The sequence below is a fragment of the Streptomyces sp. AV19 genome, assembly GCF_015999245.1.
Classification (GTDB): domain Bacteria; phylum Actinomycetota; class Actinomycetes; order Streptomycetales; family Streptomycetaceae; genus Streptomyces.
Genome location: NZ_JAEAMR010000007.1, coordinates 372698 through 399259 on the forward strand (window position 1 = coordinate 372698; position 26562 = coordinate 399259).

26 protein-coding genes and 1 tRNA gene are annotated in these 26562 nt (G+C 72.0%); 12 read left to right on the forward strand and 15 right to left on the reverse strand.

All coding sequences use genetic code 11. From position 1 onward, the window contains the following. Positions 1 to 730: serine hydrolase (locus I5Q34_RS34625; protein ID WP_234428723.1), on the forward strand; the 730-nt coding region annotated here is incomplete at its 5' end. 186 nt (positions 731 to 916) lie between these two features. Here I5Q34_RS34625 and I5Q34_RS11270 read toward each other — a convergent pair. From I5Q34_RS11270 to I5Q34_RS11280, 3 genes are all read right to left on the reverse strand, one after another. Continuing rightward, a tRNA-Pro gene (locus I5Q34_RS11270) sits at positions 917 to 990 on the reverse strand. A gap of 46 nt (positions 991 to 1036) precedes the next feature. After that, the gene (locus I5Q34_RS11275; protein ID WP_199892059.1) at positions 1037 to 1798 is read right to left on the reverse strand and encodes a Pr6Pr family membrane protein; all 762 of its coding nucleotides are present in this window, start codon (positions 1796 to 1798) and stop codon (positions 1037 to 1039) included. A gap of 54 nt (positions 1799 to 1852) precedes the next feature. Then, the gene (locus I5Q34_RS11280) at positions 1853 to 2779 is read right to left on the reverse strand and encodes a metallophosphoesterase (protein ID WP_199892060.1); all 927 of its coding nucleotides are present in this window, start codon (positions 2777 to 2779) and stop codon (positions 1853 to 1855) included. A 118-nt stretch (positions 2780 to 2897) separates the two neighbouring features. On the opposite strand from I5Q34_RS11280, the gene I5Q34_RS11285 reads away from it, so the two are divergent. Further along, on the forward strand, positions 2898 to 3359 hold the full coding sequence (locus I5Q34_RS11285; RefSeq protein ID WP_199892061.1) for a GatB/YqeY domain-containing protein: 462 nt from the start codon (positions 2898 to 2900) through the stop codon (positions 3357 to 3359). A gap of 74 nt (positions 3360 to 3433) precedes the next feature. Here I5Q34_RS11285 and I5Q34_RS11290 read toward each other — a convergent pair whose 3' ends face one another. Further along, positions 3434 to 5599 carry a transglycosylase domain-containing protein gene (locus tag I5Q34_RS11290; protein ID WP_199892062.1) on the reverse strand — a complete coding sequence of 722 codons (2166 nt, stop codon included), beginning with the start codon at positions 5597 to 5599 and terminating at the stop codon, positions 3434 to 3436. A gap of 385 nt (positions 5600 to 5984) precedes the next feature. Between I5Q34_RS11290 and I5Q34_RS11295 the strand changes: the two genes are divergently transcribed. Beyond that, on the forward strand, positions 5985 to 6320 hold the full coding sequence (locus I5Q34_RS11295; protein ID WP_199892063.1) for a WhiB family transcriptional regulator: 336 nt from the start codon (positions 5985 to 5987) through the stop codon (positions 6318 to 6320). Here I5Q34_RS11295 and I5Q34_RS11300 read toward each other — a convergent pair. Together I5Q34_RS11300 and I5Q34_RS11305 are read right to left on the reverse strand one after the other, a co-directional pair. Then, positions 6317 to 7792, reverse strand: coding sequence for an ArsA-related P-loop ATPase (locus I5Q34_RS11300; RefSeq protein ID WP_277965783.1), 1476 nt, complete (start codon positions 7790 to 7792; stop codon positions 6317 to 6319). The two genes, I5Q34_RS11295 and I5Q34_RS11300, sit on opposite strands and share 4 nt — an antisense overlap. Beyond that, complete coding sequence (locus I5Q34_RS11305; RefSeq protein WP_199892064.1) at positions 7789 to 8802, reverse strand: ArsA-related P-loop ATPase; 1014 nt, start codon at positions 8800 to 8802, stop codon at positions 7789 to 7791. The genes I5Q34_RS11300 and I5Q34_RS11305 overlap by 4 nt, the downstream gene beginning before the upstream one ends. Before the next feature lie 70 nt (positions 8803 to 8872). Here I5Q34_RS11305 and I5Q34_RS11310 point away from each other — a divergent pair, with 70 nt between their 5' ends. The 4 genes from I5Q34_RS11310 (at position 8873) to I5Q34_RS11325 (ending at position 11335) form a co-directional block, all read left to right on the forward strand. Continuing rightward, complete coding sequence (locus I5Q34_RS11310; RefSeq protein WP_143650014.1) at positions 8873 to 9028, forward strand: DUF4177 domain-containing protein; 156 nt, start codon at positions 8873 to 8875, stop codon at positions 9026 to 9028. Then, positions 9025 to 9489 carry a RidA family protein gene (locus I5Q34_RS11315; RefSeq protein ID WP_199892065.1) on the forward strand — a complete coding sequence of 155 codons (465 nt, stop codon included), beginning with the start codon at positions 9025 to 9027 and terminating at the stop codon, positions 9487 to 9489. Before I5Q34_RS11310 ends, I5Q34_RS11315 begins: the two co-directional genes overlap by 4 nt. Positions 9490 to 9587: 98 nt before the next feature. Next, positions 9588 to 10496 (forward strand): NUDIX hydrolase, encoded by a 909-nt coding sequence (locus tag I5Q34_RS11320; protein WP_199892066.1) that lies wholly within the window; start codon positions 9588 to 9590, stop codon positions 10494 to 10496. Beyond that, positions 10493 to 11335, forward strand: coding sequence for an MBL fold metallo-hydrolase (locus I5Q34_RS11325; RefSeq protein ID WP_199892067.1), 843 nt, complete (start codon positions 10493 to 10495; stop codon positions 11333 to 11335). Before I5Q34_RS11320 ends, I5Q34_RS11325 begins: the two co-directional genes overlap by 4 nt. A 171-nt stretch (positions 11336 to 11506) precedes the next feature. On the opposite strand, the gene I5Q34_RS11330 is transcribed toward I5Q34_RS11325, so the two are convergent. Next, positions 11507 to 12181, reverse strand: a complete 675-nt coding sequence (locus I5Q34_RS11330) for a Crp/Fnr family transcriptional regulator (RefSeq protein ID WP_004939715.1) — start codon at positions 12179 to 12181, stop codon at positions 11507 to 11509. Positions 12182 to 12407: 226 nt separating this feature from the next. Here I5Q34_RS11330 and nth point away from each other — a divergent pair, with 226 nt between their 5' ends. The 3 genes from nth (at position 12408) to I5Q34_RS11345 (ending at position 15436) form a co-directional block, all read left to right on the forward strand. After that, on the forward strand, positions 12408 to 13364 hold the full coding sequence (gene nth / locus I5Q34_RS11335) for an endonuclease III (RefSeq protein WP_199892068.1): 957 nt from the start codon (positions 12408 to 12410) through the stop codon (positions 13362 to 13364). A 100-nt stretch (positions 13365 to 13464) separates the two neighbouring features. After that, positions 13465 to 14157, forward strand: a complete 693-nt coding sequence (locus I5Q34_RS11340) for a CoA pyrophosphatase (RefSeq protein ID WP_199892069.1) — start codon at positions 13465 to 13467, stop codon at positions 14155 to 14157. A 79-nt stretch (positions 14158 to 14236) separates the two neighbouring features. Beyond that, complete coding sequence (locus I5Q34_RS11345; protein WP_199892070.1) at positions 14237 to 15436, forward strand: MarP family serine protease; 1200 nt, start codon at positions 14237 to 14239, stop codon at positions 15434 to 15436. A 40-nt stretch (positions 15437 to 15476) separates the two neighbouring features. On the opposite strand, the gene I5Q34_RS11350 is transcribed toward I5Q34_RS11345, so the two are convergent. The 6 genes from I5Q34_RS11350 to I5Q34_RS11370 all read right to left on the reverse strand — a co-directional run bounded on the left by I5Q34_RS11350 (position 15477) and on the right by I5Q34_RS11370 (position 21554). After that, positions 15477 to 15695: a hypothetical protein gene (locus I5Q34_RS11350; protein WP_199892071.1), complete on the reverse strand. Its 219-nt coding sequence runs from the start codon at positions 15693 to 15695 to the stop codon at positions 15477 to 15479. Positions 15696 to 15820: 125 nt separating this feature from the next. Next, a complete protein-coding gene (locus I5Q34_RS11355) occupies positions 15821 to 16819 on the reverse strand; it encodes an alpha/beta fold hydrolase (protein WP_199892072.1) in 999 nt (332 codons plus the stop codon). Continuing rightward, positions 16816 to 17274 carry a phage holin family protein gene (locus tag I5Q34_RS11360; protein WP_199892073.1) on the reverse strand — a complete coding sequence of 153 codons (459 nt, stop codon included), beginning with the start codon at positions 17272 to 17274 and terminating at the stop codon, positions 16816 to 16818. Before I5Q34_RS11360 ends, I5Q34_RS11355 begins: the two co-directional genes overlap by 4 nt. Before the next feature lie 109 nt (positions 17275 to 17383). Next, a complete protein-coding gene (nhaA, locus tag I5Q34_RS11365) occupies positions 17384 to 18781 on the reverse strand; it encodes a Na+/H+ antiporter NhaA (protein ID WP_199892074.1) in 1398 nt (465 codons plus the stop codon). 187 nt (positions 18782 to 18968) lie between these two features. Further along, positions 18969 to 19091, reverse strand: coding sequence for a hypothetical protein (locus tag I5Q34_RS35505; RefSeq protein WP_267911946.1), 123 nt, complete (start codon positions 19089 to 19091; stop codon positions 18969 to 18971). A 210-nt stretch (positions 19092 to 19301) separates the two neighbouring features. Further along, a complete protein-coding gene (locus tag I5Q34_RS11370) occupies positions 19302 to 21554 on the reverse strand; it encodes a SulP family inorganic anion transporter (protein WP_199892075.1) in 2253 nt (750 codons plus the stop codon). 328 nt (positions 21555 to 21882) lie between these two features. On the opposite strand from I5Q34_RS11370, the gene I5Q34_RS11375 reads away from it, so the two are divergent. Next, positions 21883 to 23289 carry a hypothetical protein gene (locus I5Q34_RS11375; RefSeq protein WP_199892076.1) on the forward strand — a complete coding sequence of 469 codons (1407 nt, stop codon included), beginning with the start codon at positions 21883 to 21885 and terminating at the stop codon, positions 23287 to 23289. Here the strand turns inward: I5Q34_RS11375 and I5Q34_RS11380 are convergent. Then, positions 23270 to 24262 (reverse strand): ATP-binding protein, encoded by a 993-nt coding sequence (locus tag I5Q34_RS11380; protein WP_199892077.1) that lies wholly within the window; start codon positions 24260 to 24262, stop codon positions 23270 to 23272. The two genes, I5Q34_RS11375 and I5Q34_RS11380, sit on opposite strands and share 20 nt — an antisense overlap. 101 nt (positions 24263 to 24363) lie before the next feature. Here I5Q34_RS11380 and I5Q34_RS11385 point away from each other — a divergent pair, with 101 nt between their 5' ends. Beyond that, positions 24364 to 25185: an oxidoreductase gene (locus I5Q34_RS11385; protein WP_199892078.1), complete on the forward strand. Its 822-nt coding sequence runs from the start codon at positions 24364 to 24366 to the stop codon at positions 25183 to 25185. Between the two features lie 377 nt (positions 25186 to 25562). Here I5Q34_RS11385 and I5Q34_RS11390 read toward each other — a convergent pair whose 3' ends face one another. Then, positions 25563 to 26399 carry an HAD family hydrolase gene (locus I5Q34_RS11390; protein WP_199892079.1) on the reverse strand — a complete coding sequence of 279 codons (837 nt, stop codon included), beginning with the start codon at positions 26397 to 26399 and terminating at the stop codon, positions 25563 to 25565. Positions 26400 to 26562: the final 163 nt, after the last annotated feature.

Below are 26562 nucleotides of genomic sequence, written 5' to 3' on the forward strand. Positions count from 1 at the left end.
CGACGGCCGCCGCATCACCGTACGCCGGCTCCTCCAGCACACCAGCGGACTGCCCGACTACAGCAAAGGCGATCTCCAGCCCCGGTACTACGACCCCCGCGACCTCCTCGGCATCGCTCTCCAGCACAAGGCCGAGTTCGCCCCCGGGACGAAATGGGCGTACAGCAACACGAACTACGTGCTGGCCGGCCTGATCGTCCAGAAGGTCACCGGTCACGCCCTCGGCGCGGAGTTGGACCGGCGCATCATCCAACGCATCGGCCTGCGCCACACCTACTTCCCCGCCCCCGGCGACAAGACGATCCGGGAACCCCATCCCAAGGGCTACTACCGGGATTCGGCAGGCGCGCCCATGGCCGACGCCACGGAATGGGACCCCTCCTGGGCCTGGGCGGCAGGCCAGATGATCTCCACCAACTCCGACCTCAACCGGTTCTTCACGGCACTCCTGGCGGGCCGCCTCCTGCCGCCTGCCCAGCTCGCCCAGATGCGCACCACCGTCCCCGCCGAGGCCTTCGGCCCCGGCGTCCGCTATGGACTGGGGCTCATCAGCAGGCCGCTGTCGTGCGGCGGTGTCCACTGGGGCCACGGCGGCAGCATGACGGGCTACGAAACCCGGGGCGGAGCCACCGACGACGGCCGCGCCGCCAACGTCGCGGTGACCATGCAGCCGAGCCGGACAACCAAGAAGCGTGTCGACGAAGTCGTGGACACGGCCCTGTGCCGCTGAACCATGCTTGCGATGTGTCCCACGTCACCGGTGCGCGTGCCCGATGACCTTCTGCGTGCACGCACAGCGGCGCCCCTGAGAGCCGGATCTTGAGGTCCGCTCTCGGGCGACTCCCAAAACGGGGCACATAGCAGATCGGGCCCGGTACTGATCTCTCAGTACCGGGCCCGATCTGGTGTTTCTCTGTCGGGGTGGCGGGATTTGAACCCACGACCTCTTCGTCCCGAACGAAGCGCGCTGCCAAGCTGCGCTACACCCCGATGCACTCCGAGTCCCCGCTTTCGAGGGTCCCCGGCGCAACGAGCTCTACTTTAGCGGACCGGAGCCCGTAGGTGAAATCCGATTCCGGGGGCCGGGCAGGTGGGGGCGTACCCGGTCGGCGAGGGTGAGCGCGAGGGCCAGGCCGTAGAAGGCCAGGCCGAAGACGACCGCGTTGCCGGCGATGCCCGCGTAGCCGTGGAGGTCGACGTCCAGGAAGGGGTACGGGTAGCGGCCCTCGGTGCCGGGGTCGAGGAGGGCGCCGCGGATCAGGGCGAAGGGGAGGTAGAGGAGGGGAAAGACCAGCCACTGCCAGGCGTGGCGCAGGAGGAAGCCGCCGGGCACGGTGAGCACGAGCCAGTCGAAGGCGGCCGCGAGCGGGGTCGCGGTGTGCAGGAGCTGGTTGGCGATCGACTCCAGGGGCGTGCGCTCGCTGGTCATGGAGAAGCCGCTGGAGTCGTTCGACAGCACGAAGTGAAAGACGAGACCCGTGATGGAGATGTAGAGCAGCGCCGCGCCCGTGATCCGGGGGGAGAGGGCGGGGCGTCCGGTCCAGGCGCGGTGGGCGGCCCAGGCGAAGGAGACCGCCACCAGGATGTTGGACTGGATCGTGAAGTAGCTGAAGAGCCGGCCCAGGTCGTCGGAGTCGATCGTGTCCAGGACGATGCCGGTGAGCGCGGCCAGGGCCACGAGTGCGCGGAAGGCCGCCGCGAAGGGGCGGCGGCCGCTCGGGACGACGGCGGACGCGGGAACGCCCGCCGCGCTCGCCGCGCCGGGCCGGGTGGTGGTGGAGGGGGTCGGGTCGATCATCCCTCCACCGTACGGGTGGGCCCGGGAAAGCTTCCCCGGCCCGGTTTCTCCGGCTCAGTCGCGCGGGACGAGGGTGAGGAGCGTGGCCTCGGGAGGGCAGGCGAAGCGGACGGGGGTGTAGCGGTTGGTGCCGCAGCCCGCGGAGACGTGCAGGTACGAGCGGTGGCCGCCGGCGCGGTGGGTGGACAGGCCCTTGACCCGGCCGGTGTCGATGTCGCAGTTGGTGACCAGTGCCCCGTAGAAGGGGATGCAGAGCTGGCCGCCGTGGGTGTGGCCGGCGAGGATCAGCGGGTAGCGGTCGGCCGTGAAGGCGTCGAGGACCCGCAGGTAGGGGGCGTGGACGACGGCCATCGAGAAGTCCGCGTCGGCGACCGGGCCGCCGGCGACCTCCGCGTACCGGTCCCGCTTGATGTGCGGGTCGTCCAGGCCGGTGAGCGCGATCTCCCGGCCGTCGATCTTCAGCCGGCCCCGGGTGTTGGTGAGGTCGACCCAGCCCGCCTCGTCGAAGCCGTCGCGCAGCTCCTCCCACGGGTTGTGGATCGCGCCGACGACGGGGGTGTTGCCGTTGAGGCCGTGCCGGCCGGTGGCCTTCTCGAGCAGGTAGCGGGCGGGGTTGCGCAGCTTGGGCCCGTAGTAGTCGTTCGAGCCGAAGACGTACGCGCCGGGGAAGCGCATCAGCGGGCCGAGCGCGTCGAGCGTCTCGGGGACGCCCTCCGGGTCGGAGAGGTTGTCGCCGGTGTTGATCACGAAGTCGGGGCGCAGCCCGGCGAGGGACTGCAGCCAGCGCTGCTTCTTGCGCTGTCCGCTCACCATGTGGATGTCGGAGACCTGCAGGACCCGCAGGGGCCGCATGCCGGGCGGCAGGACGGGCACGGTGACCCGGCGGAGCCGGAAGGAGCGGACCTCGAAGCCGGCGGCGTAGGCGAGGCCCGCCGCGCCGGCCGCTGTGATTCCCAGGGGTACTGCGTATCGCGCGCGCATACGGCCATGGTCGCAGACCGGGCGGGCGCGGTCGCCATGGGACCGGCGGGGGACGGGAGTTGTGGGGGCCGGTGGTTAATGAGCGGCACGGTCGCGGGCGGGATGCGAAGATTGCGCCATGACCACGCTCAAGGCAAAGCTCCACGACGACCTCACCGCCGCCATCAAGGCGCGCGACGAGCTGCGCTCCGCCACCCTGCGTCTGACCCTCTCCGCGATCGGTTACGAGGAGACGGCCGGCAAGACGGCCCGGGAGCTCTCCGACGACGAGGTGCTCAAGGTGATCACCCGCGAGGTGAAGAAGCGCCGCGAGGCCGCCGACGCGTTCGAGAAGGGCGGCCGGGCCGACTCGGCCGAGCGCGAGCGCGCGGAGGGCGAGGTGCTCGCCGCGTACCTGCCGGCCCAGCTGTCGGACGAGGAGCTGACCGCGCTCGTCGCGGAGGCCGTGGCCGAGGCGAAGGCGGGCGGTGCCGAGGGGCCGAAGGCGATGGGCGCCGTCATGAAGATCGTCAAGCCGAAGGTGGGGAACCGGGCCGAGGGCGGCCGGGTGTCCGCCGAGGTCAAGCGCCAGCTGGCGTAGCCGTACATGTAGCCGTACGTACGGCGGAAGGGGCCCGTCCGGACCGCGAGCACGCGGTCCGGACGGGCCCCTTCTCAGTGGGCGCGGCCGGGCTTGCCGGGCTTGTTGCCCTGGCGGCCGCCGCCCTTCTTGTTCTTCCCGTCCTTCTTGTTCTTGTCCTTGTCCTTGTCGGAGCCGCCGGTGTCGATGCCCGGGACGGTGTCGAAGGCCGGCGCGGTCCGGCCCTCCAGGGCGCCGCTCATGGCGTCGCGCCAGATCGGCCCGGGGGTGTCACCGCCGTAGACCTGGCCGTGGTAGACACCGCCGATGGTGATGTCCTCCATGCTCACCTCGTCGCCCGCGCCGCCGACCCACACGGCACCCGCCATGTTCGGGGTGTAGCCGACGAACCAGGCGGCCTTGCGGCCGTCGGTCGTACCGGTCTTGCCGGCGCTGTCGCGCCCGCCGAGGCCGGCCTCCTTGCCGGTGCCGTCCTCGACCACGCCCTTGAGCAGGGTGTTGATGGTCTCGGCCGTCCCCTCGGACATGGCCCGCGAGCACGTGGCCTTCGGGACGTTCAGCGGCTTGCCGTTGGGGCCCTGGGCCGAGGTGATGAGGACGGGGGAGCAGTACGTGCCCTTGTTGGCGAAGGCGGCGTAGGCGGCGGCCATGCTCAGCGGGGACATGCCCCCGGCGCCACCGATGGCCATGGACGGCACCTGCTCCATCGTGGCTCCGCTGGCCGGCTTGAGGCCGAGCTTGTCCGCCATCTTCACGGCCGGGCAGATGCCGATGTCCTCGAGGAGCTGGATGTAGTAGGTGTTGACCGACTTCGCGGTCGCCTCGGCCATGCCGTACGGGCCGACCTCGCTCCGGTTCTCGTTGCTGACCGGGCTCCCGTCGGTCTTCCACGTGCCCTTGCAGGTCGCGATCTCGGACGGGTACGGCATGCTGTACGGCGACGAGTACGTCTGGTTCGCCGACTTGCCCTCCTCCAGCGCCGCCGCCGCGATGATCGGCTTGAACGTGGAGCCGGGCTGGAAGCCGTACGTCGAGCCGCCCATGGCGTGGTCGGCCGACAGGTTGATCTGCGTCTGGTCCTTGCCGAAGCCGTAGGGCTTCGACTGCCCCATGCCCAGCACCTTGCCCGTCCCCGGCTCGACGATGGAGATCGCCGTGGCCACCGGGTCGCTCTGGTAGACGTGGTCGGTGATCGACTTCTGGACGGACTTCTGCGTCTGCGGGTCGAGGGTCGTACGGATCGTCATGCCGCCCTCGTTCCACCGCTTGGCGCGGGCCTCCTTCGTCTTGCCGAAGGCGGGGTCCTGGAGGAAGACCTGGCGGACGTAGTCGCAGAAGAACCCGGCGCCGTTGACGGCGGTGATGCAGCCGCTCTTCGGGCGGCTGACCTTCAGCTTGATCGGCTTCGCCTTCTCGGCCGCGGCCTGGGCCGGGGTGATGTTCTTCAGGTCGACCATGCGCTGGAGGACCATGTTGCGCCGCTGGGCGGCCGCCTTCGGCGCGTTGACAGGGTCGAAGCGGCTGGGCGACTGGACGATGCCGGCCAGCAGGGCCGACTCGCCGAGCGTGAGGTCCTTGGCGCGCTTGCTGAAGTAGCGCTGGGCGGCGGCCTCGACGCCGTACGCCTGCTGCCCGAAGAAGGTGATGTTCAGGTAGTTGGCGAGGATGCGCTGCTTGCCCAGCTCCTTCTCCACCTGGATGGCGTACTTCAGCTCCTTGACCTTGCGGCCGACGGTCTGCTGCGTGGCGACGGCGACCTTGTCCGGGTCGTCGCCGGCCTCTTCGACGAAGACGTTCTTGACGTACTGCTGGGTGAGGGTCGAGGCGCCCTCGGAGACCCCGCCGTTCTGGGCGTTGCGGTTGAGGGCGCGGAGCACGCCCTTGAGGTCGACCGCGCCGTGCTCGTAGAAGCGGGCGTCCTCGATGGCGACGATCGCCTTCTGCATCCAGGGGGAGATCTGCCCGAGCGGTACGACCGTGCGGTCGCGCGAGTAGACCTTGGCTATCTCGCCGCCCTCGGAGTCGAGGATGACGGTCCGCTGGCTCAGCGGCGGTGTCCTGAGGTTCGCGGGGAGCTCGTCAAAACCTTCCACCGTTCCCTTGGCGGCCAGTCCGAAAGCGCCGACGCCCGGTAGGGCCAGGCCCGCCAGAACGACTCCGGAGAGGACGCTGACGCCGAGGAACTTGGCGGCCTGTCGGCCCCCTGAAGAGGACCCCCCGCCCGAGCGCTTCATAGCCATGGGGGAAAGCCTACGTTCTCATTCGGCGGACAGACGCCCGTGTGTTCGCCTACGCTGTTTTACGCCAGTCACTGCGGTCTCCTTCAGCAACACCCCTGCCCTCACTCCTGTAGGTGATGAGGTGTGTCCGTATTGCCGCCTGTGTCACTGGCTGCCCTGTGCGGGATGGGTCAACTGCCCATATCCGTACGGAAAAGTCGCTGATGTCGCCAGCTCACTCCGTTGGGTGATCTGCCGCGTACGCATAGTCCCTTCGGGCTATCCAAGATTGGGCCCGAAGGGGGTGTTGCCCCCTGTCCTGCTTCCGTAACGTCCTCAACTGGCAACGGTGAATATGCCGCTGCCGCCGTGGGGGAGCCTCGATTCGGGAGAGGACGGCGCCAGCATGAGCTGGGTAACCGACTGGAGTGCGCAGGCCGCCTGCCGCACGACCGATCCGGACGAACTGTTCGTTCAGGGCGCAGCACAGAACCGGGCCAAAGCGGTCTGCACCGGATGCCCGGTCCGCACCGAGTGCCTGGCCGACGCGTTGGACAACCGCGTCGAGTTCGGCGTCTGGGGCGGGATGACGGAGCGCGAGCGGCGTGCGCTGCTGCGGCGCCGGCCGACGGTGACGTCGTGGCGCCGCCTGCTGGAGACGGCCCGCACGGAGTACGAGCGCGGCGCCGGCCTCCTGCCGCTGGGCGACGAGGAATACGACGCGTACGCCGCGGCGGGCTAGCCCTCGGAGCCCCGCGCGGGGGCACCCTCTCCGGCGCCGTCCACCGGGACGGCCGGGCCCGCCGTGGCCTGCGCCGGCAGGGAAGCCGGACCGCCGCGGTCCGTTCGGCCGGCGAGCCGTTCGCCGATGGTCCGCAGCCCCGCCAGGTCGTGCACGTCACCGGGGAGTGCCGCCACCTCGGCCACCGGTACGTCCGGGTGCAGGGCGGTGAAGCGGTCGCGCGTGCGTCGCTCGCGCGTCAGCACCCGCATGCGTTCCGCGTGCAGGCGCAGGAGCCCCGCGGCCAGCCGCTCGGTGGACGCCGCCCCGGTGGATGCCGCGGAGTCCGCGGGCACCGTGGGCACTCCGGGTGACACGGGCCGGGGGAAGCCGCTCTCGGGAGAGGATGTGTCGAGGGGAGTGGCGGTGCCAGGGTCATCAGCGGTACGTGTCCCAGCTTGCCCGCTGCCACGATCCACAATGCCGGGGCCGTCAAGATTTTCTGGGTAATCCGCGGCGCCGTCCGCCGGTCGGTCCGTCGCCCCGGGTGCTTCCTCCGTCAGTGCCTCGGCCGCCGCCAGCGCGCGCTCCGCGGAGAGCCGCGCGGCCCCGCTGCCGTGCACCCGGTTGAGCACCAGCCCGGCCAGCGGCATCCGCTCCTCCGCCAGTCGCTGGACGAAGTAGGCGGCCTCGCGCAGCGCGTCCCGCTCGGGCGCGGCGACCACCAGGAAGGCCGTTCCGGGAGCCTGGAGCAGGCGGTAGGTGGCATCGGCCCGGGTACGGAACCCGCCGAACATCGTGTCCATCGCGGCCACGAAGGTCTGTACGTCACGCAGCAGTTGGGCGCCCATCAGTTTGTTGAGGGGGCCGCTCATCACCGACATGCCGACGCCCAGGAACTTCATCCCGGCCCGGCCGCCGATCTTCGCCGGGGCCATCAGCACCTTGATGAGCCTGCCGTCCAGGAACGAGCCAAGCCGGCCCGGCGCGTCCAGGAAGTCCAGCGCCGAACGGCTCGGCGGGGTGTCGACGACGATCAGGTCCCACTCGTCGCGGGAGCGCAGCTGGCCCAGCTTCTCCATGGCCATGTACTCCTGCGTGCCCGCGAAGCCGGCCGACAGGGACTGGTAGAAGGGGTTCTCCAGGATCGCCCGGGCGCGGTCGCGGTCCGCGTGCGCCTCGACGATCTCGTCGAAGGTCCGCTTCATGTCCAGCATCATGGCGTGGAGTTCGCCGCCCGCCGAGGCGTCGACGCCGGGAACGCGGCGCGGCACGTTGTCCAGTTCGTCGATCCCCATCGACTGCGCGAGCCGCCGCGCCGGGTCGATGGTCAGCACCACGGCCTTGCGGCCGCGCTCCGCCGCCCGCAGGCCGAGCGCGGCCGCGGTCGTCGTCTTGCCGACCCCGCCGGAGCCGCAGCACACCACGATCCGGGTGCGGCGGTCGTCCAGAATGGCGTCGACGTCGAGAGCGGACGTCCTGTCCAGGCTCACCGGGCCCCCTCGCTCGTGCCGGTCACGATCTCCCGCGTGCGCAGCGCGCGGGCCATGCGGTAGAGGCCGGCCAGGTCGACGCCGTCGCCGAGCAGCTCCAACTCGCAGGCGGGCAGGCCCAGATCCTCGATCCTGGCCCGGCTGCCGCGTTCGAGCGCGAGCCGCGCGGTGTGCTCGCGGGCCTCGTCCAGCAGCGGGGCGACCAGAGCCCCGGCCGCGTCCGCCCGATCCTCCCCGCCGGAGGAGGTCCGGGCGAGGGCGTGGGCGAGGGCCTCGGCCACGGCCGCGCGCCGGCCGTTCGCCGCCTCCTCCACGGCCGCCCCGTCCAGCACCTCGGGCCGCACCATGTTGACGACGACGCTGCCGACCGGCAGGCCGGCGGCGCGCAGCTCGGCTATGCCGTCCACCGTCTCCTGGACCGGCATCTCCTCCAGCAGGGTCACCAAGTGCACCGCGGTCCCGGGGGATTTGATGACGCGCATCACCGCCTGCGCCTGGTTGTGGATCGGCCCGATCCGGGCCAGCCCGGCGACCTCGTCGTTGACGTTGAGGAAGCGCGTGACGCGGCCGGTCGGCGGTGCGTCCATGACGACGTAGTCGTAGGCGAAGCGGCCCGTGCGGTCCTTCCTGCGCACCGCCTCGCAGGCCTTGCCCGTCAGCAGCACGTCCCGCAGGCCGGGGGCGATGGTCGTCGCGAAGTCGATCGCCCCCAGCTTTCTCAGGGCCCGTCCCGCGCTGCCGAGTTTGTAGAACATCTGGAGGTAGTCCAGCAGCGCCCGTTCGGGGTCGATGGCCAGCGCGTACACCTCGCCGCCGCCGGGGGCGACCGCGATCTTCCGCTCCTCGTAGGGCAGCGCCTCGGTCTCGAAGAGCTGCGCGATGCCCTGCCGGCCCTCCACCTCGACCAGCAGCGCCCGTTTGCCCCCGGCCGCGAGGGCGAGTGCGAGAGCAGCGGCGACGGTGGTCTTGCCGGTACCGCCCTTGCCGCTGACGACATGGAGCCTGCTCATGGGCGGAGCCTAACCAAGCGCCGTGCGGACCGCGCATGGGGCTGTCGGTGTGAGGCATTACAGTCGGGCCATGACCAAGTGGGAATACGCAACCGTGCCGCTGCTGGTGCACGCGACCAAGCAGATTCTGGACACCTGGGGCGAGGACGGCTGGGAGCTCGTCCAGGTCGTCCCGGGGCCCAACCCGGAGCAGCTGGTGGCCTACCTGAAGCGGGCCAAGCAGTGAGCGCCGTCGAGAGCAGGCTGGCCGAGCTCGGGCTGACGGTGCCGGACGTCGTGCCGCCGCTGGCCGCGTACCAGCCGGCCGTGCGGACCGGCGCGTACGTGTACACCGCCGGTCAGCTGCCCATGGTCAAGGGTTCGATCCCGGTGACCGGCAAGGTCGGCGCGGAGGTCAGCCCGGAGCAGGCCAAGGAGCTGGCGGGCGTGTGCGCGCTCAACGCCCTGGCCGCCGTGAAGTCCGTCGTCGGCGATCTCGACAAGATCGTCCGCGTGGTGAAGGTCGTCGGCTTCGTGGCCTCCGCCCCCGACTTCACCGGTCAGCCCGCCGTGCTCAACGGGGCCAGCGAGCTGCTGGGCGAGGTCCTGGGCGAGAAGGGCGTGCACGCCCGTTCCGCCGTCGGCGTCGCGGTGCTGCCGCTGGACGCGCCGGTCGAGGTCGAGATCCAGGTCGAGGTCGCCGGCTGACGGGTCTTTCCGGCCACCGGCGGCCCCTTCCGGTGCTTCCGGTGCTTTCGGCGCGGGACCCCCTCGATCATCCGCCCGCGAGCGCATAGCATCCGGCCATGGTGACGACCGACGGTCAGTGGTACCCACCGGAATGGCCCGACCGGATCAGGCGCCTCGCGCGGGGCGAGCTCGCTCCCGTGACGCCGCGCCGCGCCGCGACGGTCCTGCTGCTGCGGGACGGCGAGGACGGCGGGGTCGCCGTCCACATGCTGCGCAGACGCGCCTCCATGGCCTTCGCCGGAGGCGCGTTCGCGTACCCGGGCGGCTCCGTGGACCCGCGCGACGAACGCGACGTGCCCTGGGCCGGGCCCTCGCCCGAGGAGTGGGCCGGGCGCCTCGGCGTCGAGCCCGCGGTGGCCCAGGCCATCGTCTGCGCGACGGTCCGCGAGACCTTCGAGGAGGCGGGCGTGCTGCTCGCCGGCCCGGCCCCGGGCACGGTCGTGGCCGACACCACCGGTCCGGGCTGGGAGGCCGACCGGGCCGCGCTCGTCAGCCACGAGCTGTCGTTCGGCGACTTCCTGGAGCGGCGCGGGCTGCTGCTCCGCAGCGATCTGCTGGGCGCCTGGGCGCGCTGGATCACCCCCGAGTTCGAGACGCGCCGCTACGACACCTGGTTCTTCGTCGCGGCGTTGCCCGAGGGGCAGCGCACCTGCGACGACTCCACCGAGGCGGACCTGGCGGTGTGGACCGCCCCCGCCGAGGCGGCCGCCGGCTACGACCGGGGCGAGCTGCTGATGATGCCGCCGACCATCGCGACGCTCCGCTCGCTCCTGCCGTTCGGGAAAGTGGCCGATGTGCTGGCCGCGGCGGGTGAGCAGGATCTCACCCCGGTGCTGGCGCGCGTGGAGCTCGCCGGGGAAGAGATCGTGCTGAGCTGGCCCGGGCACGAGGAGTTCACCAAGAATCTCCCCTTCCGCCTGCCGGGCCCGCCGCACATTCCAGCGACTCCGGGAGCCGATGCATGACGAACCCAGCCGAAGCCGCCGACCTGCCGGGCCGGCCGCGCGCGGCCGTTCCGGGCGGGCCCGCCACCGAGCGCGCGACCTGCGTCCTCGCCCCCAACCCGTCCGCGATGACCCTCGACGGCACCAACACCTGGCTGCTGTCCGAGCCGGGCTCCGACCTCGCCGTCGTCGTCGACCCGGGGCCGCTGGACGAGGGGCACCTGCGGGCGGTCGTCGCCGCGGCGGAGGCGGCGGGCAAGCGGATCGCCCTCGCCCTGCTCACCCACGGCCACCACGACCACGCCGACGGCGCGGTACGGCTGTCCGGGCTCACGGGCGCCCCGGTGCGGGCCGTGGACCCGGCGCTGCGGGCCGGTGGCGGCGGGGGGCTGGCCGCGGGCGACGTGATCACTACCGGCGGTCTGGATCTGCGGGTGGTCCCCACCCCCGGCCACACCGCGGACTCGGTCTCCTTCCACCTCCCGGCGGACCGCGCGCTCCTCACCGGCGACACCGTCCTCGGCCGCGGCACGACCGTCGTCGCCCATCCCGACGGCCGCCTCGGCGACTACCTCGACTCGCTGCGCCGGCTGCGGACGCTCACCGTCGACGAGGACGTCCGGACGATCCTGCCCGCGCACGGCCCCGTCCTGGACGACGCCAAGGGCGTCCTGGAGTACTACCTCGCCCACCGCGCCAAACGCCTCGCCCAGGTGGAGACGGCCGTCGAGGCGGGCCACCGGAGCCCCCAGGATGTCGTCGCCCACGTCTACGCGGACGTGGACCGCGCGGTCTGGCCGGCGGCGGAGCTGTCGGTGCGGGCGCAGCTGGACTACCTGGGGGAGCACGGGCTCATCTGACGGCAGCTTCCCGGATGGCAGCAGCTTCCCGGACTGTCCGGCGGGACTCTGTCAGGTCGGGCGCCCGACGCCTCGTCAACCTCGGTGCGGACCACGCTCTTTCGGGTCCGCCGAGGACGTGCGAGAGCCCCGCTCCGGAAGGAAGCGGGGCTCCGTCGCGTGCGGTGCGCGTCAGCGGGAGCGCTTCGCCAGGCGCTCGACGTCCAGCAGGATCACGGCGCGCGCCTCCAGGCGCAGCCAGCCGCGGCCGGCGAAGTCCGCGAGGGCCTTGTTGACCGTCTCGCGGGACGCGCCGACGAGCTGGGCGAGCTCTTCCTGGGTGAGGTCGTGCACCACGTGGATGCCCTCCTCGGACTGCACGCCGAAGCGGCGCGACAGGTCCAGCAGGGCCTTGGCGACGCGGCCGGGGACGTCCGAGAAGACGAGGTCCGACATGGAGTCGTTGGTGCGGCGCAGGCGGCGGGCGACGGCGCGCAGCAGGGCCGTGGCCACCTCCGGGCGGGCGTTGAGCCACGGCTGGAGGTCGCCGTGGCCGAGGCCGAGGAGCTTGACCTCGGTCAGCGCGGTGGCGGTGGCGGTGCGCGGTCCGGGGTCGAAGAGGGACAGCTCGCCGATGAGCTCGCCGGGGCCCAGGACGGCCAGCATGTTCTCGCGGCCGTCGGGGGAGGTGCGGTGGAGCTTCACCTTCCCCTCGGTCACCACGTAGAGGCGGTCGCCCGGGTCGCCTTCGTGGAACAGGGCGTCGCCCCTCGCGAGAGTGACCTCGCCCATGGAGGCGCGCAGCTCAGCGGCCTGCTCGTCATCGAGCGCCGCGAAGAGCGGGGCGCGCCGCAGAACGTCGTCCACGAGTTCTCTCCTTGTCGACATGCACAGAGGACCGTGGTCCCCATGATGCCCGTCGGTAAAACTGTGTGATCAAACACAAGTGTGGCGCATCGTCGGCGGAAGCCCTACGGCAGGGGTCCGATTGGGCTGTGCTTTTCCCGCGGCCGGGGCGGATGTCACTGCTGGGCTTTAGTCTGGCCGGGTGTCCAATACGCCGGTGAGAGCACAGGGCAAGGGGGCCGGGAGGGTGACCTCGACCCGTGATTCCGCTGTGGGCGAACGCCCCGCCGCGAAATCGCCAAAAGACGCAAAAGAGGCAAAATCGCCGACCCGTCGGGCGGCGGGTCCGACGGCGGAGAAGAAGCCGGCCGTGAAGTCGCCGAAGCCGTCGAAGCCGCCGAAGTCCTCGGCATCCTCGAAGCAGGCGAAGCCGTCGAAGCCGGAGTCGCGGACCGCGCTCGTCCGGCGGGCCCGCCGGATCAACCGCGAGCTCGCGGAGGTGTACCCGTACGCCCACCCGGAGCTGGACTTCGAGGATCCCTTCCAACTCCTCGTCGCGACGGTCCTCTCCGCCCAGACCACCGACCTGCGGGTCAACCAGACGACCCCGGCCCTCTTCGCCGCCTACCCGACGCCGGAGGACATGGCGGCCGCCGACCCCGAGGCGCTGGAGCAGCTGATCCGGCCCACGGGCTTCTTCCGGGCCAAGGCCAAGTCGCTGATGGGCCTGTCCGCCGCGCTGCGGGACCGCTTCGACGGCGAGGTGCCCGGCCGGCTGGAGGACCTCGTCTCGCTCCCCGGCGTCGGCCGCAAGACGGCCAACGTGGTGCTGGGCAACGCCTTCGGGGTCCCGGGCATAACCGTCGACACGCACTTCCAGCGCCTCGTCCGCCGCTGGAAGTGGACCGCCGAGACGGACCCGGAGAAGATCGAGGCCGAGGTCTGCTCGCTCTTCCCGAAGAGCGACTGGACGATGCTCTCGCACCGCGTCATCTTCCACGGCCGCCGCATCTGCCACTCCCGCAAGCCCGCCTGCGGCGCCTGCCCGATCGCCCCGCTGTGCCCGTCGTACGGCGAGGGCGAGACGGACCCGGAGAAGGCGAAGAAGCTGCTCAAGTACGAGAAGGGCGGCATGCCGGGCCAGCGGCTGAAGCCGCCGCCGGACTTCCCGGGCCCGCCCGCGCCCCCGCTGGGCGCCGGGTGACCGGACCGGTGCGCGGGAGCGCCGCGCGGCCGACGGGCACGGACCAGGCATGACCGGGACAGACGGCACGACCGGGACAGACGGGGACATGGGGAAGCGCATGAGGAGCACGTACGGCCGGGACAGCCGGGAGATCACCGTCACCGCCGAGGGGCTGCCCGCCTGGCTGGAGCCGGTCGCGCGGGCCCTGCGGGACGTCGAGCCCCAGCAGTTGAGCCGCTACCTGCCCCCGGAGACGGGCGGGCGGCGCTCGGCCGTCCTGGTGCTCTTCGGTGAGGGCCCGCAGGGCCCGGAGCTGCTGCTTCTGGAGCGTGCCGGCACGCTGCGCTCGCACGCGGGGCAGTCCTCCTTCCCCGGCGGCGCCCTCGACCCGGAGGACGGCGACCCCGCCGACGGCGGCCTCGTCCGCGCCGCGCTGCGCGAGGCCGAGGAGGAGACGGGGCTCGACCCGTCCGGCGTCCAGGTCTTCGGCGTGCTGCCGGATCTGTACATCCCGGTCAGCGGGTTCGTCGTGACCCCCGTGCTCGGCTGGTGGCGCGAGCCCAGCCCGGTCGGTCCGGCCGACCCCGCCGAGACGGCCCGGGTCTTCACCGTCCCGGTCGCCGAGCTCACCGACCCGGCGAAGCGCGCGACCGCCGTCCACCCGAGCGGTCACCGGGGTCCGGTGTTCCACATGGACGAGGCGCTGGTCTGGGGGTTCACGGCGGGGGTGATCGACCGCATCCTGCACTACGCGGGCTGGGAGCGGCCCTGGGACGCCGCCCGGGAGGTGCCGCTCGACTGGAGCTCCTGACCGCCGCCCAGGCCCCGCAGACCCGCCGCCGCAGACCCGCCGCCGTCCCGCCGACAACCGCAATGCGAGGCACCCTTCGGTGAACGTACTGGACATCGTGCTGCTGCTGGCCGCCGCCTGGTTCGCGGTCATCGGCTTCCGCCAGGGGTTCGTGGTCGGCGTGCTCTCGGTGGTCGGATTCCTCGGCGGCGGCCTGGCCGCCCTCTACGTGCTGCCGGTGATCTGGGACAGCGCTGCCGGCGACCGGTCGCCGGGCACCCTGGCCGCCGTGGCGGCCGTCGTCATCGTCATTGTCTGCGCCTCCGTCGGCCAGGCCGCGACCACGCACCTGGGCAACCGGCTGCGCCGCCACATCACCTGGTCGCCGGCCCGCGCGCTGGATGCGACGGGCGGGGCGCTGGTGAACGTCGTCGCCATGCTGCTCGTCGCCTGGCTGATCGGCTCCGCCCTCGCCGGGACCTCACTGCCGACGCTCGGCAAGCAGGTGCGCGGCTCCAAGGTGCTGCTCGGCGTCGCCCGGGTCGTGCCCGGGGAGGCCAACACCTGGTTCGCCGACTTCAGCACGGCCCTCGCCCAGAACGGCTTCCCCCAGGTCTTCGCCCCCTTCTCGGCCGAGACCATCACCTCGGTGCCGCCGCCCGACCCGGCGCTGTCGGGCAGCGCCGTCGCCGCCGAGGCACAGCGCAGCATCGTCAAGGTGGTCGGCAACGCACCCGGCTGCGGCAAGGTGCTGGAGGGCAGCGGATTCGTCTTCGCGCCGCGCCGCGTGATGACCAACGCCCATGTGGTGGGCGGAGTGACCGAGCCGACGGTGCAGGTCGGGGGCAGGGGCCGGCTGCTGGACGCCAGGGTCGTGCTCTACGACTGGAAGCGGGACATCGCCGTCCTGAGCGTTCCCGCGCTGGACGCGCCCGCCCTGCGCTTCGCCGCGGTGGACGCCGAGAGCGGCCGGAGCGCCATCGTCGCGGGCTTCCCGGAGAACGGCGCGTACGACGTGCGGTCCGCCCGGGTCCGCAGCCGCGTCGACGCCAACGGTCCGGACATCTACCACCGCGGTTATGTGCGCCGCGACGTGTACTCCCTGTACGCGACCGTGCGGCAGGGCAACTCGGGCGGCCCGCTGCTGACCCCCGACGGGCGGGTGTACGGCGTCGTCTTCGCCAAGTCGCTCGACGACGCGGACACGGGCTACGCCCTCACGGCGGACGAGGTGCACGAGGACGTCGTGGCGGGCCGTACGGCCGCGGCACCGGTCGAGACGCAGGGGTGCGCGCTCTGAGGCGGTGCGGTGACGTACGAGGAGAGGCCGGCCGGCTGCCTCAGCGGCTGCGGGGATGGCGCAGCCGCGCCGAGACCCAGCGCGCGCGGCGCCGGATGATGCGCGGGATGCCGATCCTGAGGTCGGTGCCGTCCCCCGGTGGGAGGGTGTCGTGGCGCCCCTCCGCCCGCTCGGGCACCTCGGTGGTCACAGTCAGCGCGGCGTCGTCGTCGGCGCCGCGCTGCTGAGTCAGGTCGCGATGGTCGTGCGTCCAGCCCATACCCCGGTCTGTGCCCGGGGCGGAAGGTCGGTAATCGCCCCGGGGCCCGGCAATTGGCCTATGCACGGGGCAATTGGTCGCTTGTCGTTCACGCGTTCGAGTTCGACCGGGGGAGCCCCGGACGCCTACCGGTCCGGCTCCGGGTCCCTCAGCCAGCCGATCAGCTCCGTCGAGAAGGCCAGCGGGTCCTCCTCGTGCGGGAAGTGCCCCAGCCCGTCGAAGAGCCGCCACCGGTACGGCGCCTCCACGTACTCGCCGGACCCGGCGGCGCTGCGCGTGCGCATCACCGGATCGAGCGATCCGTGGACGTGGAGCGTGGGCACGCGCACGGGCCGCTTCATGCGCCGGTTGAACTGGATGCCGTCCGGCCGTGCCATCGACCGCACCATCCACCGGTACGGCTCGATGGAGCAGTGCGCCGTCGACGGGATCGTCATCGCGCGCCGGTAGACCGCCACCGCCTCGTCGTCCGGCAGCCGGGGGCCCGACCAGTCGCGCATCAGCCGCCCCACCAGTGCCGCGTCGTCCGCGATCAGCCTGCGCTCCGGCAGCCACGGCCGCTGGAAGCCCCAGACCGCGGAGCCCGCGGCCGTCTGCTGCGGGTCGGTGAGCATGGCCGAGCGCCACCGGCGCGGGTGCGGCATCGAGGACACCGCCAGCCGGCGCACCAGCTTGGGCCGCATCACCGCCGCGGTCCAGGCCAGGTAACCGCCGAGGGCGTGCCCGACCAGCGCCGCGTCCGGCTCGCCCAGCGAGCGGATCACCCCGGTGATGTCCAGGGCCAGGTTCGCGGGGTCGTAGCCCCGGGGCGTGCGGTCGCTGCCGCCCACTCCGCGCAGGTCCATCGCGACGGCCCGGAAACCCGCCTCCGCCAGGGCCGGCATCTGGTGCCGCCACGCCCACCAGAACTGCGGGAAGCCGTGCAGCAGCAGCACCAGCGGCCCCTCGCCCATCTCGGCGATGTGGAACCGCGCCCCGTTCGCCGCGACGTCCCGGTGCGTCCAGGGCCCGTCGGGGCGTACGACCTCCGTGGACGAGCCGGTGACGACTGCCGGAACGGCGGGTTCCGGCGCCCGGTCGGGGCCGGGGGACGCGGGCGCTGCGGAGGCTTCGGGCACCGTCATACGGACGAGCGTGTCACAGATGCGCCCGTCTGGCTCGCGTCCTTCAGAGGACGGGGGTGAGGCTTGACCGTGCCCAGCACGGCCGCCGTCTCCTTGGCCGAGGCCAGGGACTTCTCCGGCTTGCTGATCTTCTTGAACTTCCGTACGGCCAGCAGTCCCAGGAGCGCCGCCAGCACCAGGAAGGCGCCGCCCGTGATCAGGAACGACCAGGCGAGTCCCAGGCCCAGGTTGTGGATCCCGTACGCCGCCGCGAAGCTGAGCACCGGCAGCGAGAAGAGGGCCAGGACGCCCGCCGCGGCGATCGCGCCGCCGCCGATACCCAGCCGCTTGGCGTCCTCGCGCAGCTCGGCCTTGGCCAGTGCGATCTCGTCGTGCACCAGCGCGGACAGCTCCGTGGTGGCCGTGGCCACCAGCTGGCCGAGGCTGCGGTCGGCACCGTCGTCGGCTGCGCTCATCGCTGCTCCCTCATCGTCGTCGCTCCCGTCGTCTGCGGGTCTTCTGCGGTCTCCCACGGGTCTGCCATGAGTGTTCCGCCCGTCTTCAGCGGATGTGAAGACACTCAGATCATGCCGGACCAGCGTCGCCGGCGGTGCGCCCGGAGGCGACTTCCGCCCGGCGGCGGTGCTCGGCGGCCTTCGCCTCGAGGATCGCGGCCATGCGCAGGTGGTACTGGGGGTTGTCCTGCTCGTAGATGTCGGGGATGCCGTCGAGGTCCTCGTCCCGCTCCTCGTCGGCGCAGAGCTTCTTGTACTTGTTGTCGCGCAGCTTGAGCAGGATGCTCGCGATGACGGCGGCGATCAGCGAACCGACCAGGACCGCTGCCTTGACCTCGCTCGTCAGGAGGGAGTCGCCGTCGAAGGCCAGCTCGCCGATGAGCAGCGAGACGGTGAAGCCGATGCCGGCCAGCGACGCCACCGCGAGCACGTCCGGCCACTTGAGGTCGGGGTTGAGCTCGGCACGGGTGAACCGGGCGGCCAGCCAGGTGCCGCCGAAGACGCCGATCGCCTTGCCGACGATCAGACCGAGGACGACGCCGAGCGTCTCCGGCCTGCGGAAGACGTCCGAGAGCGCGCCGCCGGAAATCGCCACGCCGGCGGAGAAGAGCGCGAACATCGGCACGGCCAGGCCGGCCGAGAGCGGGCGCACCAGGTGCTCGATGTGCTCGCCGGGCGAGTGCGCCTCGCCGTCGTGACGGTGGCAGCGCAGCATCAGGCCCATGGCGACGCCGGCGATGGTGGCGTGGACGCCGCTGTTGTACATCAGCGCCCAGTTGACGACGGCCAGCGGGACGTAGACGTACCAGCCCCGGACGCCCTTGCGCAGCAGCAGCCAGAAGACGAACAGACCTACGACGGCGAAGCCCAGGGCGGCGAAGTTCAGCTTCGAGGTGAAGAAGATCGCGATGATGAGGATCGCGAAGAGGTCGTCGACGACGGCCAGTGTCAGCAGGAACGCCCGCAGCGCCGAGGGCAGCGCCGTGCCGATGACCGCGAGCACGGCGAGGGCGAAGGCGATGTCGGTGGCGGTCGGGACGGCCCAGCCCTTCAGGGAGCCGCCGCCGGTGGTGGCCACGGTGGCGTAGACGAGGGCGGGTGCGGCCATGCCGCAGAGGGCGGCGACCACGGGGAGGATGGCGGCCTTGGGGTTGCGCAGCTCGCCGGCGACCAGTTCTCGTTTGAGCTCGATACCGGCGACGAAGAAGAAGACCGCCAGCAGTCCGTCGGCGGCCCAGTGCTGGACGGAGAGGTTCAGCCCGAGCGAGCCGGGGCCCAGGTGGAAGTCGCGTATGGACTCGTAGCTGTCCTTGATCGGGGTGTTCGCCCAGATCAACGCGGCGACGGCCGCGACCAGCAGCAGGACCCCGCCGACGGTCTCGGTGCGCAGCGCGTCCGCGAGGAAGTTCCGCTCGGGCAGCGGCAGCCGGCCGAGGAAGACGGAACGGTTGTTCTTGGGCGCGGCCACGGTGAGGACCTCCTGGGGTCGATCGACGGACACACGTGGGGTGCACGTGTGCTGAGTGCCGACCAGACTTCCCGGCGCGCCTGTGATTCTTGTCGAGATTTATACGCTTTGCATATGTACTTTAGCGCGAACGAGTGGAGGGCGCCCGGTCGGAGCCGGGCGCCCTCCACTCGTTCGGGTCGTGGGATCAGTCCTCGGCGGGGGTTGCCGGGAGTTTGGTCTGGATGAGGTCCATGACCGAGGAGTCGGTCAGGGTGGTCACGTCGCCGAGCGTGCGGTGCTCGGCGACGTCGCGCAGCAGTCGGCGCATGATCTTGCCGGAGCGGCTCGGCCAGGGCGGCAGGCGGTGCGAACCGGCGCTCCTCCTTCAAGAGGTTGGCCAGGCTTTCGTTGCTCACGACATCTCCCTTTTCCAGGGGGCCCGTTGTGTCCCGGGCATAGCTCACCAGGTGGGGGCGGACCCTGACAAGGGGTGACGGAGGAATGCTGGTTTAGACCTGTGGGGAGCGGTCGGCCGAGGTCAGACGGCATCGAGCACCCCCGGCCGTACGGCGGTGAAGGTGCGCGACCGCTGGTCCAGCACGTAGGCCTGGGCCTCGGCCACGTGGAAGTACATGCCCTGGAGGTGGAGCGTCCCCTCCGCGACACGCCGGGCCACGCAGGAGTGCGCCATCAGGTGGTCGAGCTGCTGCATCACGTTGACCAGAGCGAGCCGTTCGGCGTCGTCCGCCACGGGCCGCTCGGCAAGGGCCACTTCGCCGCGCCCCAGCCGGCCGATCCGCTGCATGCGGGCCAGGCTCGGCCGGCCGTGCCGCAGCCAGCGGGCGAGCGGGGTCTGCGGAACGGCGTCGGCGGTCGGCACGGCGGTGTCGAGCAGCGCCTGCATCGCCCCGCACCCCGAGTGCCCGCAGACGGTGATGCTGGAGACCTTGAGCACCTCCACGGCGTACTCCACGGCGGCGGCGACGGAGTCGCACACGGCGTCGTTGCCTGGCGGCGGCATCAGATTGCCGACGTTGCGCACCGTGAACAGGTCGCCCGGGCCGCTGGACGTGATCATGCTGGTCACCAGCCGGGAGTCGGCGCAGGTCAGGAAGAGCTGGCTGGGGCGCTGCCCCTCCCGGGCCAGCCGTGCCAGCTCCTCGCGGACGAGGGGCGCCGTGTCGCGCTGGAACGCGCTCACCCCGCCGATCAGTTGACGGCCGCCGGGGAGGCCACCCGCCGAGGCCGGAGGGCGGACGCAGTGGTGGTTGCGCCAGGGGGTCCACGGCCGGCAGGCGTGCCCGTCGGACGGCTCGGCGACGTGCTGCCCCGACCGCTCGCTCACCGTGACCCAACCCCCGTGCGCACGCTGGTCGTTCGACCAGGTGTACAGGGCGTCGTAGGCGGCGTGGTCCATGAAGGACCCGCCCAGCTCCACCACCGCACCCGCACCGCGCGGGACGCGGGAGAGGGAGCGGCGCAGCCTGGGCACCGCGAGGAACGTCAACTGGCCGTGAACCGCCACCCGGTGGTGACCCTCCCGGGTCGCCGAGACGGTGATCCGGGTGCGCCCCAGCCGGCGCAAGGAGAGAAGGGCGGCGACGACGATGCCGGTCGCGGTACCCGGGAGGACGCCGAACAGCGCGACCGCGCCGAGCGTGGAGAGATGGACGGGCAGCTCGCGGCGCTCCCGCAGCCGGTCGAGGTTCCGGAAGCCGGTCATCCGGACGCCGGCCGCGAGGATCAGCGCGGCGAGGGCGGCGACGGGGACCAGCTTCAGCGCCGGGGCGCACAATGCCGCGCACGGCAGCACCCACATCCCGTACAGGATCACGGACTTGCGGCTCGGAGCCACCGCTCCGGCAGCTCCGGAAGCCGTCGCCCCGGTGACTGCCAGCCCTCCCAGCAGCCCGGACACGACGGTGGCGGCTCCCTGTCCGGTCAGCTCGCGGTCCGGATCCCCGGCACGGTGGCCGTCCGCCGGTGACGTCAGGGTTTCCATGCCCGCCACCAGGGTCATGGTCAGCACCGCGGCGCAGACCGCGAGGGTCTGGCCGGCGGGAAGGGCCGGCAGGGGCGCCACATTCCAGTCGGGCAACGGGATTCGGGGGAGACCCGAACCCGCGCTCACCGCGGTGGCGAGCGCCACGGCCGCGAGCGGGGCGGGCACGACGCGGGCCGCACGCCCCGCCCTGCCGGACAGCCTCGGCCACACGGCCAGCACGGCGAGGACGCACCCGCCGGCCAGGAGCGCCGGGACGCTCGGGTGGGTCAACTCCGGGGGAAACGCCCATGGATCACCCGCCGGGGCGCCGTTGGGCCCGCCGCCCAGTACGACCCGGAGCTGGCCCAGCGCGATGGTCGCCCCGATGCCGGCCAGCGCGCCGCGCGCGACGACCGGACCGGCGGCCGGCATCACCCGGGCCACCCGGGCGGCTCCCAGGGCGACTTGCGCCAGCCCGGCCAGCACGGTGATCGCGCAGGTGGCCCGCCAGCCGAAGCGGTGCACCAGCTCGGCCGTCACCGCCGCGAGGGCGACGGCCGCCCCGCCGGCCCGCAGGCGCGTCCGGCCCAGGCCGCCCGCGACCAGGCCGCCGGCCGCCGCCGCGACCAGCCCGGCCCGCGGGGGCGCGCCGGCGGCGAGCGCGACGCCGAGGGACAGCGGGACCGCGGTCAGCGCCAGGCCGACGGAGGCGGCCAAGTCCCGCCGTGCCGTGTGGCGGTGCGGATGGTCCGGCGGGTCGGGCGTGCTGCGGTCGGTCGACGGCGGGTGGGTCGGGTGAGCGTGCATGGTCGGTCCCGTCTGCGTCGGGCGGCGGCCGGGGCCAGGGGCGCGGCCGGGGTCACGGCGGGCAGCGGCTGGAGAGCGGTGCTGCGCGGCGGGGCTGCGGCGAGATATCAACTCTCGGTAAACGAATCGTAATGGAGAGTAAAGGTCCGGCGGAAGGGGCTGATTCTCATCAACCCGGAGCTTCCTCCTATGGAGTGAATATTCATTTTTTTCGGCTTGTCATACTTATCTTTTCTTTTGACCGTGCGACGTTGGCGGGGATGACGGCGGATCAGGGCGGCGAGTCCCCCGCCGGACCGGCTGAGCAGGTCGAAGGGTGAGATGCCTGATGGCGGCTGCATGGAGACACACACTGGCCGGCCTCGCCGCGCTGGCACTGGCGGCCGGAGCCGCGGGCTGCGCGGGGGACGACGGCCCGGACGCTCCGGGGCCGCAGGCGGCCGCCGGTCCGAAGTCCGTGGAACGGCCGGTACGCCTGCTCGGTGACGGTTCCACCGCCGACACCGGCCCCCAGCCGCGGCAGCCCAAGCCGCGGCGGATGGCACCCGGTGAGAAGCCGCCGCAGTTCGTGGTGTTCTCCTGGGACGGCGCTGGCGAGGACAGCCAGCGGCTGTTCTCCCGCTTCCGCAAGGTCGGCAGGAAGTACCACGCGACGATGACGTACTTCCTCAGCGGCGTCTACATGCTCCCCGAGGAGAAGCGCACCCTCTACGATCCGCCCCAACACGCCTCCGGGGCATCGGACATCGGCTTCAACGACGTCCGCGGCGTGCGGGACACCGTGGAGCAGCTGCGCGGCGCCTGGCTGGACGGCAGTGAGATCGGCACCCACTTCAACGGGCACTTCTGCGGCGCGGACCGGGGAGTGGGCACCTGGACGCCGAGGGAGTGGGCGAGCGAGATCCGGCAGGCCAAGTGGCTGGTGCGCAACTGGAAGACCAATACAGGGCTCAAGGAGGAGCCGCCCCTGCCCTTCGACTACGGCAAGGAACTGGTCGGCGGCCGCGCCCCCTGCCTGGAGGGCCAGCACAACCTCGTCCGGGCGGCCAAGAAGCTGGGGTTCCGCTACGACGCCAGCTCGGCGGGCGGCCGGCAGGTCTGGCCGTCGAAGACCGGCGGACTGTGGGACTTCCCGCTCCAGGACGTGCCCGTCCCCGGCCGGGGCTTCGAAACCCTGTCGATGGACTACAACTTCCTTGCCAACCAGTCGGGTACGACCAAGGGCGACCCTTCGCGGCGTGCCGCGTGGGGACGGCAGATGCGTGACGGGCTGCTGGCCGGCTTCGGGCGGGCCTACCACGGCAACCGGGCCCCGCTGTTCGTCGGCGACCACTTCGAGTCGTGGAACGGCGGCATCTACATGCGGGCCGTGGAGAGCGTGATCGCCCGGGTCTGCACCAAGGAGGGCGTGCGCTGCGTCTCCTTCAAACAGCTCGCCGACTGGCTGGACGCGCAGGACCCCGACGCGCTCGCGCGGCTGCGCCGGCTGGAGGTCGGCGAGGCGCCGAGGCGCGGCTGGGCCCATCTCGCCGACACCCCGCTCTCCGCGCCGCACGTGCCCACGCCGCACGCGCCCTCCTGGCACGCCCCGTCGTCGCAGGAGCCCTCGACGAACGAACCGGACGGCGGCTCCGGCCGGTACGACGAGGATGACGACGACGAGGACGACGACAAGTCGTCGCGGAGGAAGCCCGTGCGGATCAGGCCCGTACTGGTCAGACCGGCTGCGGGGTAGCCGGCAGCGGCTCGCCCAGCACGAAGGCGGGGTCGACCTGGGCCGCCAGGTCGGCGCCCGTCTTCGCGTTGCCCCAACTCTCCGCGTTCTTCAGGTGGAAGTGCACCATCTGGCGCGTGTAGCGGTGCCGGTCACGGGCCTCGTGGGACGCGTCGGCGGCCGCGCGGAGGGTGTTCAGCGCCTCGCGGTTGGCGCCTTCGAGCAGGTCGAAGAGGGGCGGCCGGCCCTTCTCCATGGCCCGCACCCAGTCGGAGTGGCCGAAGCAGGTGAGCAGGTCGTCGCCGACCTCGTCCCGCAGGAAGTCCAGGTCGTCCTGGCCCTGCACCTTGTTCCCGACGACCTTCAGGCGGACGCCGAAGTCCCGGGCGTAGTCCTTGTACTGGCGGTAGACGGACACGCCCTTGCGGGTCGGTTCGGCCACGAGGAACATCATGTCGAAGCGCGTGAACATCCCCGACGCGAAGGAGTCGCTGCCGGCCGTCATGTCGACGACCACGTACTCGCCCGGTCCGTCGACGAGGTGGTTGAGGCACAGCTCCACCGCGCCCACCTTGGAGTGGTAGCACGCCACGCCGAGGTCCGACTCGGTGAACGGGCCGGTGGCCATGAGCTGTACGGACGCCCCGTCGTCGAGGGGGACGGTCCGCGCGCAGGCGTCGTAGACCGGGTTGTCCTCGACGACGCGCAGCAGCCGGGATCCCCTGCCGGGCGGGGTCGTCTTGATCATCGTCTCGGCCGAGAGGATGCGGGGGTTCGAGCCGCGGAGGTAGTCCTTGATGAGCGGGAGGTGCGCACCCATCGCGGGCAGGGCGGCCGCCTCGGCCTCGTCCAGCCCGAGCGCCGCACCCAGGTGCTGGTTGATGTCGGCGTCCACGGCGACGACCGGGACGCGGCGGGCGGCGAGGTGGCGGATGAAAAGCGAGGACAGCGTGGTCTTCCCGCTGCCGCCCTTCCCTACGAAAGCGATCTTCATGTTCACCAAGGGTAGGTGCGGGGGTGCAGCAAGTGAGGTCCGTGAGTGAAGAAGACCACTCCTTCGAGGGGTGTGAGCGGGAAATGCGTAGTGTCTTACCCATGAGTACGACTGCCGATCCCCTGGCTGCTCTGGGCTCGCTCCCGGGTGTCGCCGATTCCGTGGACTCCGTACGCAGGGCGGTGGACCGGGTGTACGGCCACCGGGTGATGCGCCGCCGCAGCAACGAAGTGACGTCCGAGGCGGCCCTGCGCGGTGCGCGGGGGTCGGCCGCGCTCTCCGGGGCCGACTGGGCTCTTGAAGAGGTGCGCCGGCGTTCCGACTTCGGCGGCGAGGGCGAACCCCGCACCGTGGGCGCCGCGTTGCGACTGACCGCCGAGGCGGGCCAGCTGTTGAGCGTGTGGCGGCAGTCGCCGACGCGCGTGCTGGCACGGCTGCACCTGGTGGCCGCGGGGAAGGCCCAGCCGGACGACGCGGTGGGGCGGCCCCGGTTGCGCGGCGAGGCCGTGGACGAACCGCTGATCGGGCTGCCGTTGCCCGACGCGGACGAGATGGCGGGGCGATTGGAGGGGCTGGCGCAGCTGCTGATCGCGGGCAGTGAGGCCCCCGCGCCGGTGACGGCGGCCGTGGTGCACGGGGAACTGCTGGCCCTGCGTCCGTTCGGCTCCTGCAACGGGCTGGTGGCCCGGGCGGCCGAGCGGATCGTGCTGGTCGGCAGTGGTCTCGACCCCAAGTCGATCTGCCCCGCGGAGGTGGGGCACGCGGAGCTCGGGCGGGACGCCTACGTGGCCGCGCTCGAGGCATACGTCTCCGGTACGCCTGAGGGGGTGGCGGCCTGGATCGCGCACTGCGCCCGCGCCGCCGAGCTGGGGGCCCGCGAGTCCACGGCGGTCTGTGAGGCCCTGCAGCGGGGCGCGGCCTGACGTCGCCCCACCCTCGCGGGTGGGGTCCGTGCGTCAACAGTGCTGTGTGTGCGCAGAGTTGCGGCGGTACCGGTCCTGCTCCGGCACCGCCGCTGGCACGTTCGCCGGGTTACCAGTGCGTGCACGAAAGATGTCCATCAGGCGGGGGAACTTTGCCTCACCTGGTGCGACTGGCCCGTAATCGACGGGTCGGCGTCGCGTGGGTGCCCGGCATTCGTGCTCGGTCCGTGGGGCCGTTGTGCGGAGAGGGCTTCCTCCCGGATGTCCCTGGTCTCGCGGGCCGTTGACTCCTTTCTACTCCCCTCTCCGGGTAAGCGGAAGGCCGAGTCGCACTTCTTTACTTTTGGCTTCAAAAACGGGCAATCAGGAACGGGCGATCAGGATGACCGGCGGGGAGAGCGACGGCGGGCCGCCAGCCAGAACAACCCCACGGCCGCGACGGCCGCCCCGACAGCGGCCGCGGTCAGCAGCGCCGGCCGGGAGGGCATCGGCAGTGCCGCCACCCGCTGTTTGAGCCGCACCGGGCGGCTGAAGGTGAGGACCGGCCAGTCGCGGGCGGCCGCTTCGCGGCGCAGTGCCCGGTCGGGGTTGACCGCGTGCGGGTGGCCGACGGATTCGAGCATCGGGAGGTCCGTGGCCGAGTCGCTGTAGGCGTAGCAGCCGGACAGGTCGTAGCCCTCGGAGGCGGCGAGCTCGCGGACGGCCTCGGCCTTGGTGGGCCCGTACGCGTAGTACTCCACCTCGCCCGTGAAGACGCCGTCCTCGACGACCATGCGCGTCGCCACGACGCGGTCGGCTCCCAGGAGCCGGCCGATCGGCTCGACGACCTCCGCGCCGGAGGTGCTGACGATGACGACGTCGCGGCCGGCGGCGTGGTGCTCCTCGATCAGTGAGGCGGCCTCGTCGTAGATGATCGGGTCGATGAGTTCGTGGAGGGTCTCCGCGACGATCTCCCGGACCTGGTGCACGTTCCAGCCGCGGCAGAGGTCGGAGAGGTACTTCCGCATCCGCTCCATCTGCTCGTGGTCCGCGCCGCCGAGCAGGAAGACGAACTGCGTGTAGGCGGTGCGCAGGGCGGCGCGCCGGTTGATCAAACCGCCTTGGTAGAAGGACTTGCCGAAGGTGAGCGTGCTCGACTTCGCAATGACCGTCTTGTCCAGATCAAAGAACGCGGCTGTTCGGCGTGAGGAGTGGTTTTCCACGCCGCCGAGCATAGGGGCCCTCCATTCGGCGTAAGCTGAGGCGTGTGGGTTTGCCTGAGAAGGCTCTCGGGTACACCATGGAAGTCACGGATCGTTCGCGACCGTGTCTAACCCGGTCCGACTCCTCCCCCCCCGAGTCGGCCGTGGGGACGACCCCCGCTCTCCCCCCCGGCGG

Coding starts and splice junctions, on each gene's coding strand:
- I5Q34_RS11280 (WP_199892060.1), bottom strand. CDS start 2,779: ATGCGCGCGCGATACGCAGTACCCCTGGGAATCACAGCGGCCGGCGCG.
- I5Q34_RS11360 (WP_199892073.1), bottom strand. CDS start 17,274: ATGAGCGCAGCCGACGACGGTGCCGACCGCAGCCTCGGCCAGCTGGTG.
- I5Q34_RS35505 (WP_267911946.1), bottom strand. CDS start 19,091: ATGCGCCGACTGCTGCGCGACGTCGCCGAGCACCGCACGCTCGGCGAC.
- I5Q34_RS11305 (WP_199892064.1), bottom strand. CDS start 8,802: ATGAGCAGGCTCCATGTCGTCAGCGGCAAGGGCGGTACCGGCAAGACC.
- I5Q34_RS11355 (WP_199892072.1), bottom strand. CDS start 16,819: ATGACGGTGCCCGAAGCCTCCGCAGCGCCCGCGTCCCCCGGCCCCGAC.
- I5Q34_RS11385 (WP_199892078.1), top strand. CDS start 24,364: ATGAGTACGACTGCCGATCCCCTGGCTGCTCTGGGCTCGCTCCCGGGT.
- I5Q34_RS11285 (WP_199892061.1), top strand. CDS start 2,898: ATGACCACGCTCAAGGCAAAGCTCCACGACGACCTCACCGCCGCCATC.
- I5Q34_RS11390 (WP_199892079.1), bottom strand. CDS start 26,399: ATGCTCGGCGGCGTGGAAAACCACTCCTCACGCCGAACAGCCGCGTTC.
- I5Q34_RS11325 (WP_199892067.1), top strand. CDS start 10,493: ATGACGAACCCAGCCGAAGCCGCCGACCTGCCGGGCCGGCCGCGCGCG.
- I5Q34_RS11320 (WP_199892066.1), top strand. CDS start 9,588: ATGGTGACGACCGACGGTCAGTGGTACCCACCGGAATGGCCCGACCGG.
- I5Q34_RS11370 (WP_199892075.1), bottom strand. CDS start 21,554: ATGCACGCTCACCCGACCCACCCGCCGTCGACCGACCGCAGCACGCCC.
- I5Q34_RS11350 (WP_199892071.1), bottom strand. CDS start 15,695: ATGGGCTGGACGCACGACCATCGCGACCTGACTCAGCAGCGCGGCGCC.
- I5Q34_RS11310 (WP_143650014.1), top strand. CDS start 8,873: ATGACCAAGTGGGAATACGCAACCGTGCCGCTGCTGGTGCACGCGACC.
- I5Q34_RS11380 (WP_199892077.1), bottom strand. CDS start 24,262: ATGAAGATCGCTTTCGTAGGGAAGGGCGGCAGCGGGAAGACCACGCTG.
- I5Q34_RS11275 (WP_199892059.1), bottom strand. CDS start 1,798: ATGATCGACCCGACCCCCTCCACCACCACCCGGCCCGGCGCGGCGAGC.
- I5Q34_RS11290 (WP_199892062.1), bottom strand. CDS start 5,599: ATGGCTATGAAGCGCTCGGGCGGGGGGTCCTCTTCAGGGGGCCGACAG.
- I5Q34_RS11295 (WP_199892063.1), top strand. CDS start 5,985: ATGAGCTGGGTAACCGACTGGAGTGCGCAGGCCGCCTGCCGCACGACC.
- I5Q34_RS11340 (WP_199892069.1), top strand. CDS start 13,465: ATGAGGAGCACGTACGGCCGGGACAGCCGGGAGATCACCGTCACCGCC.
- I5Q34_RS11375 (WP_199892076.1), top strand. CDS start 21,883: ATGGCGGCTGCATGGAGACACACACTGGCCGGCCTCGCCGCGCTGGCA.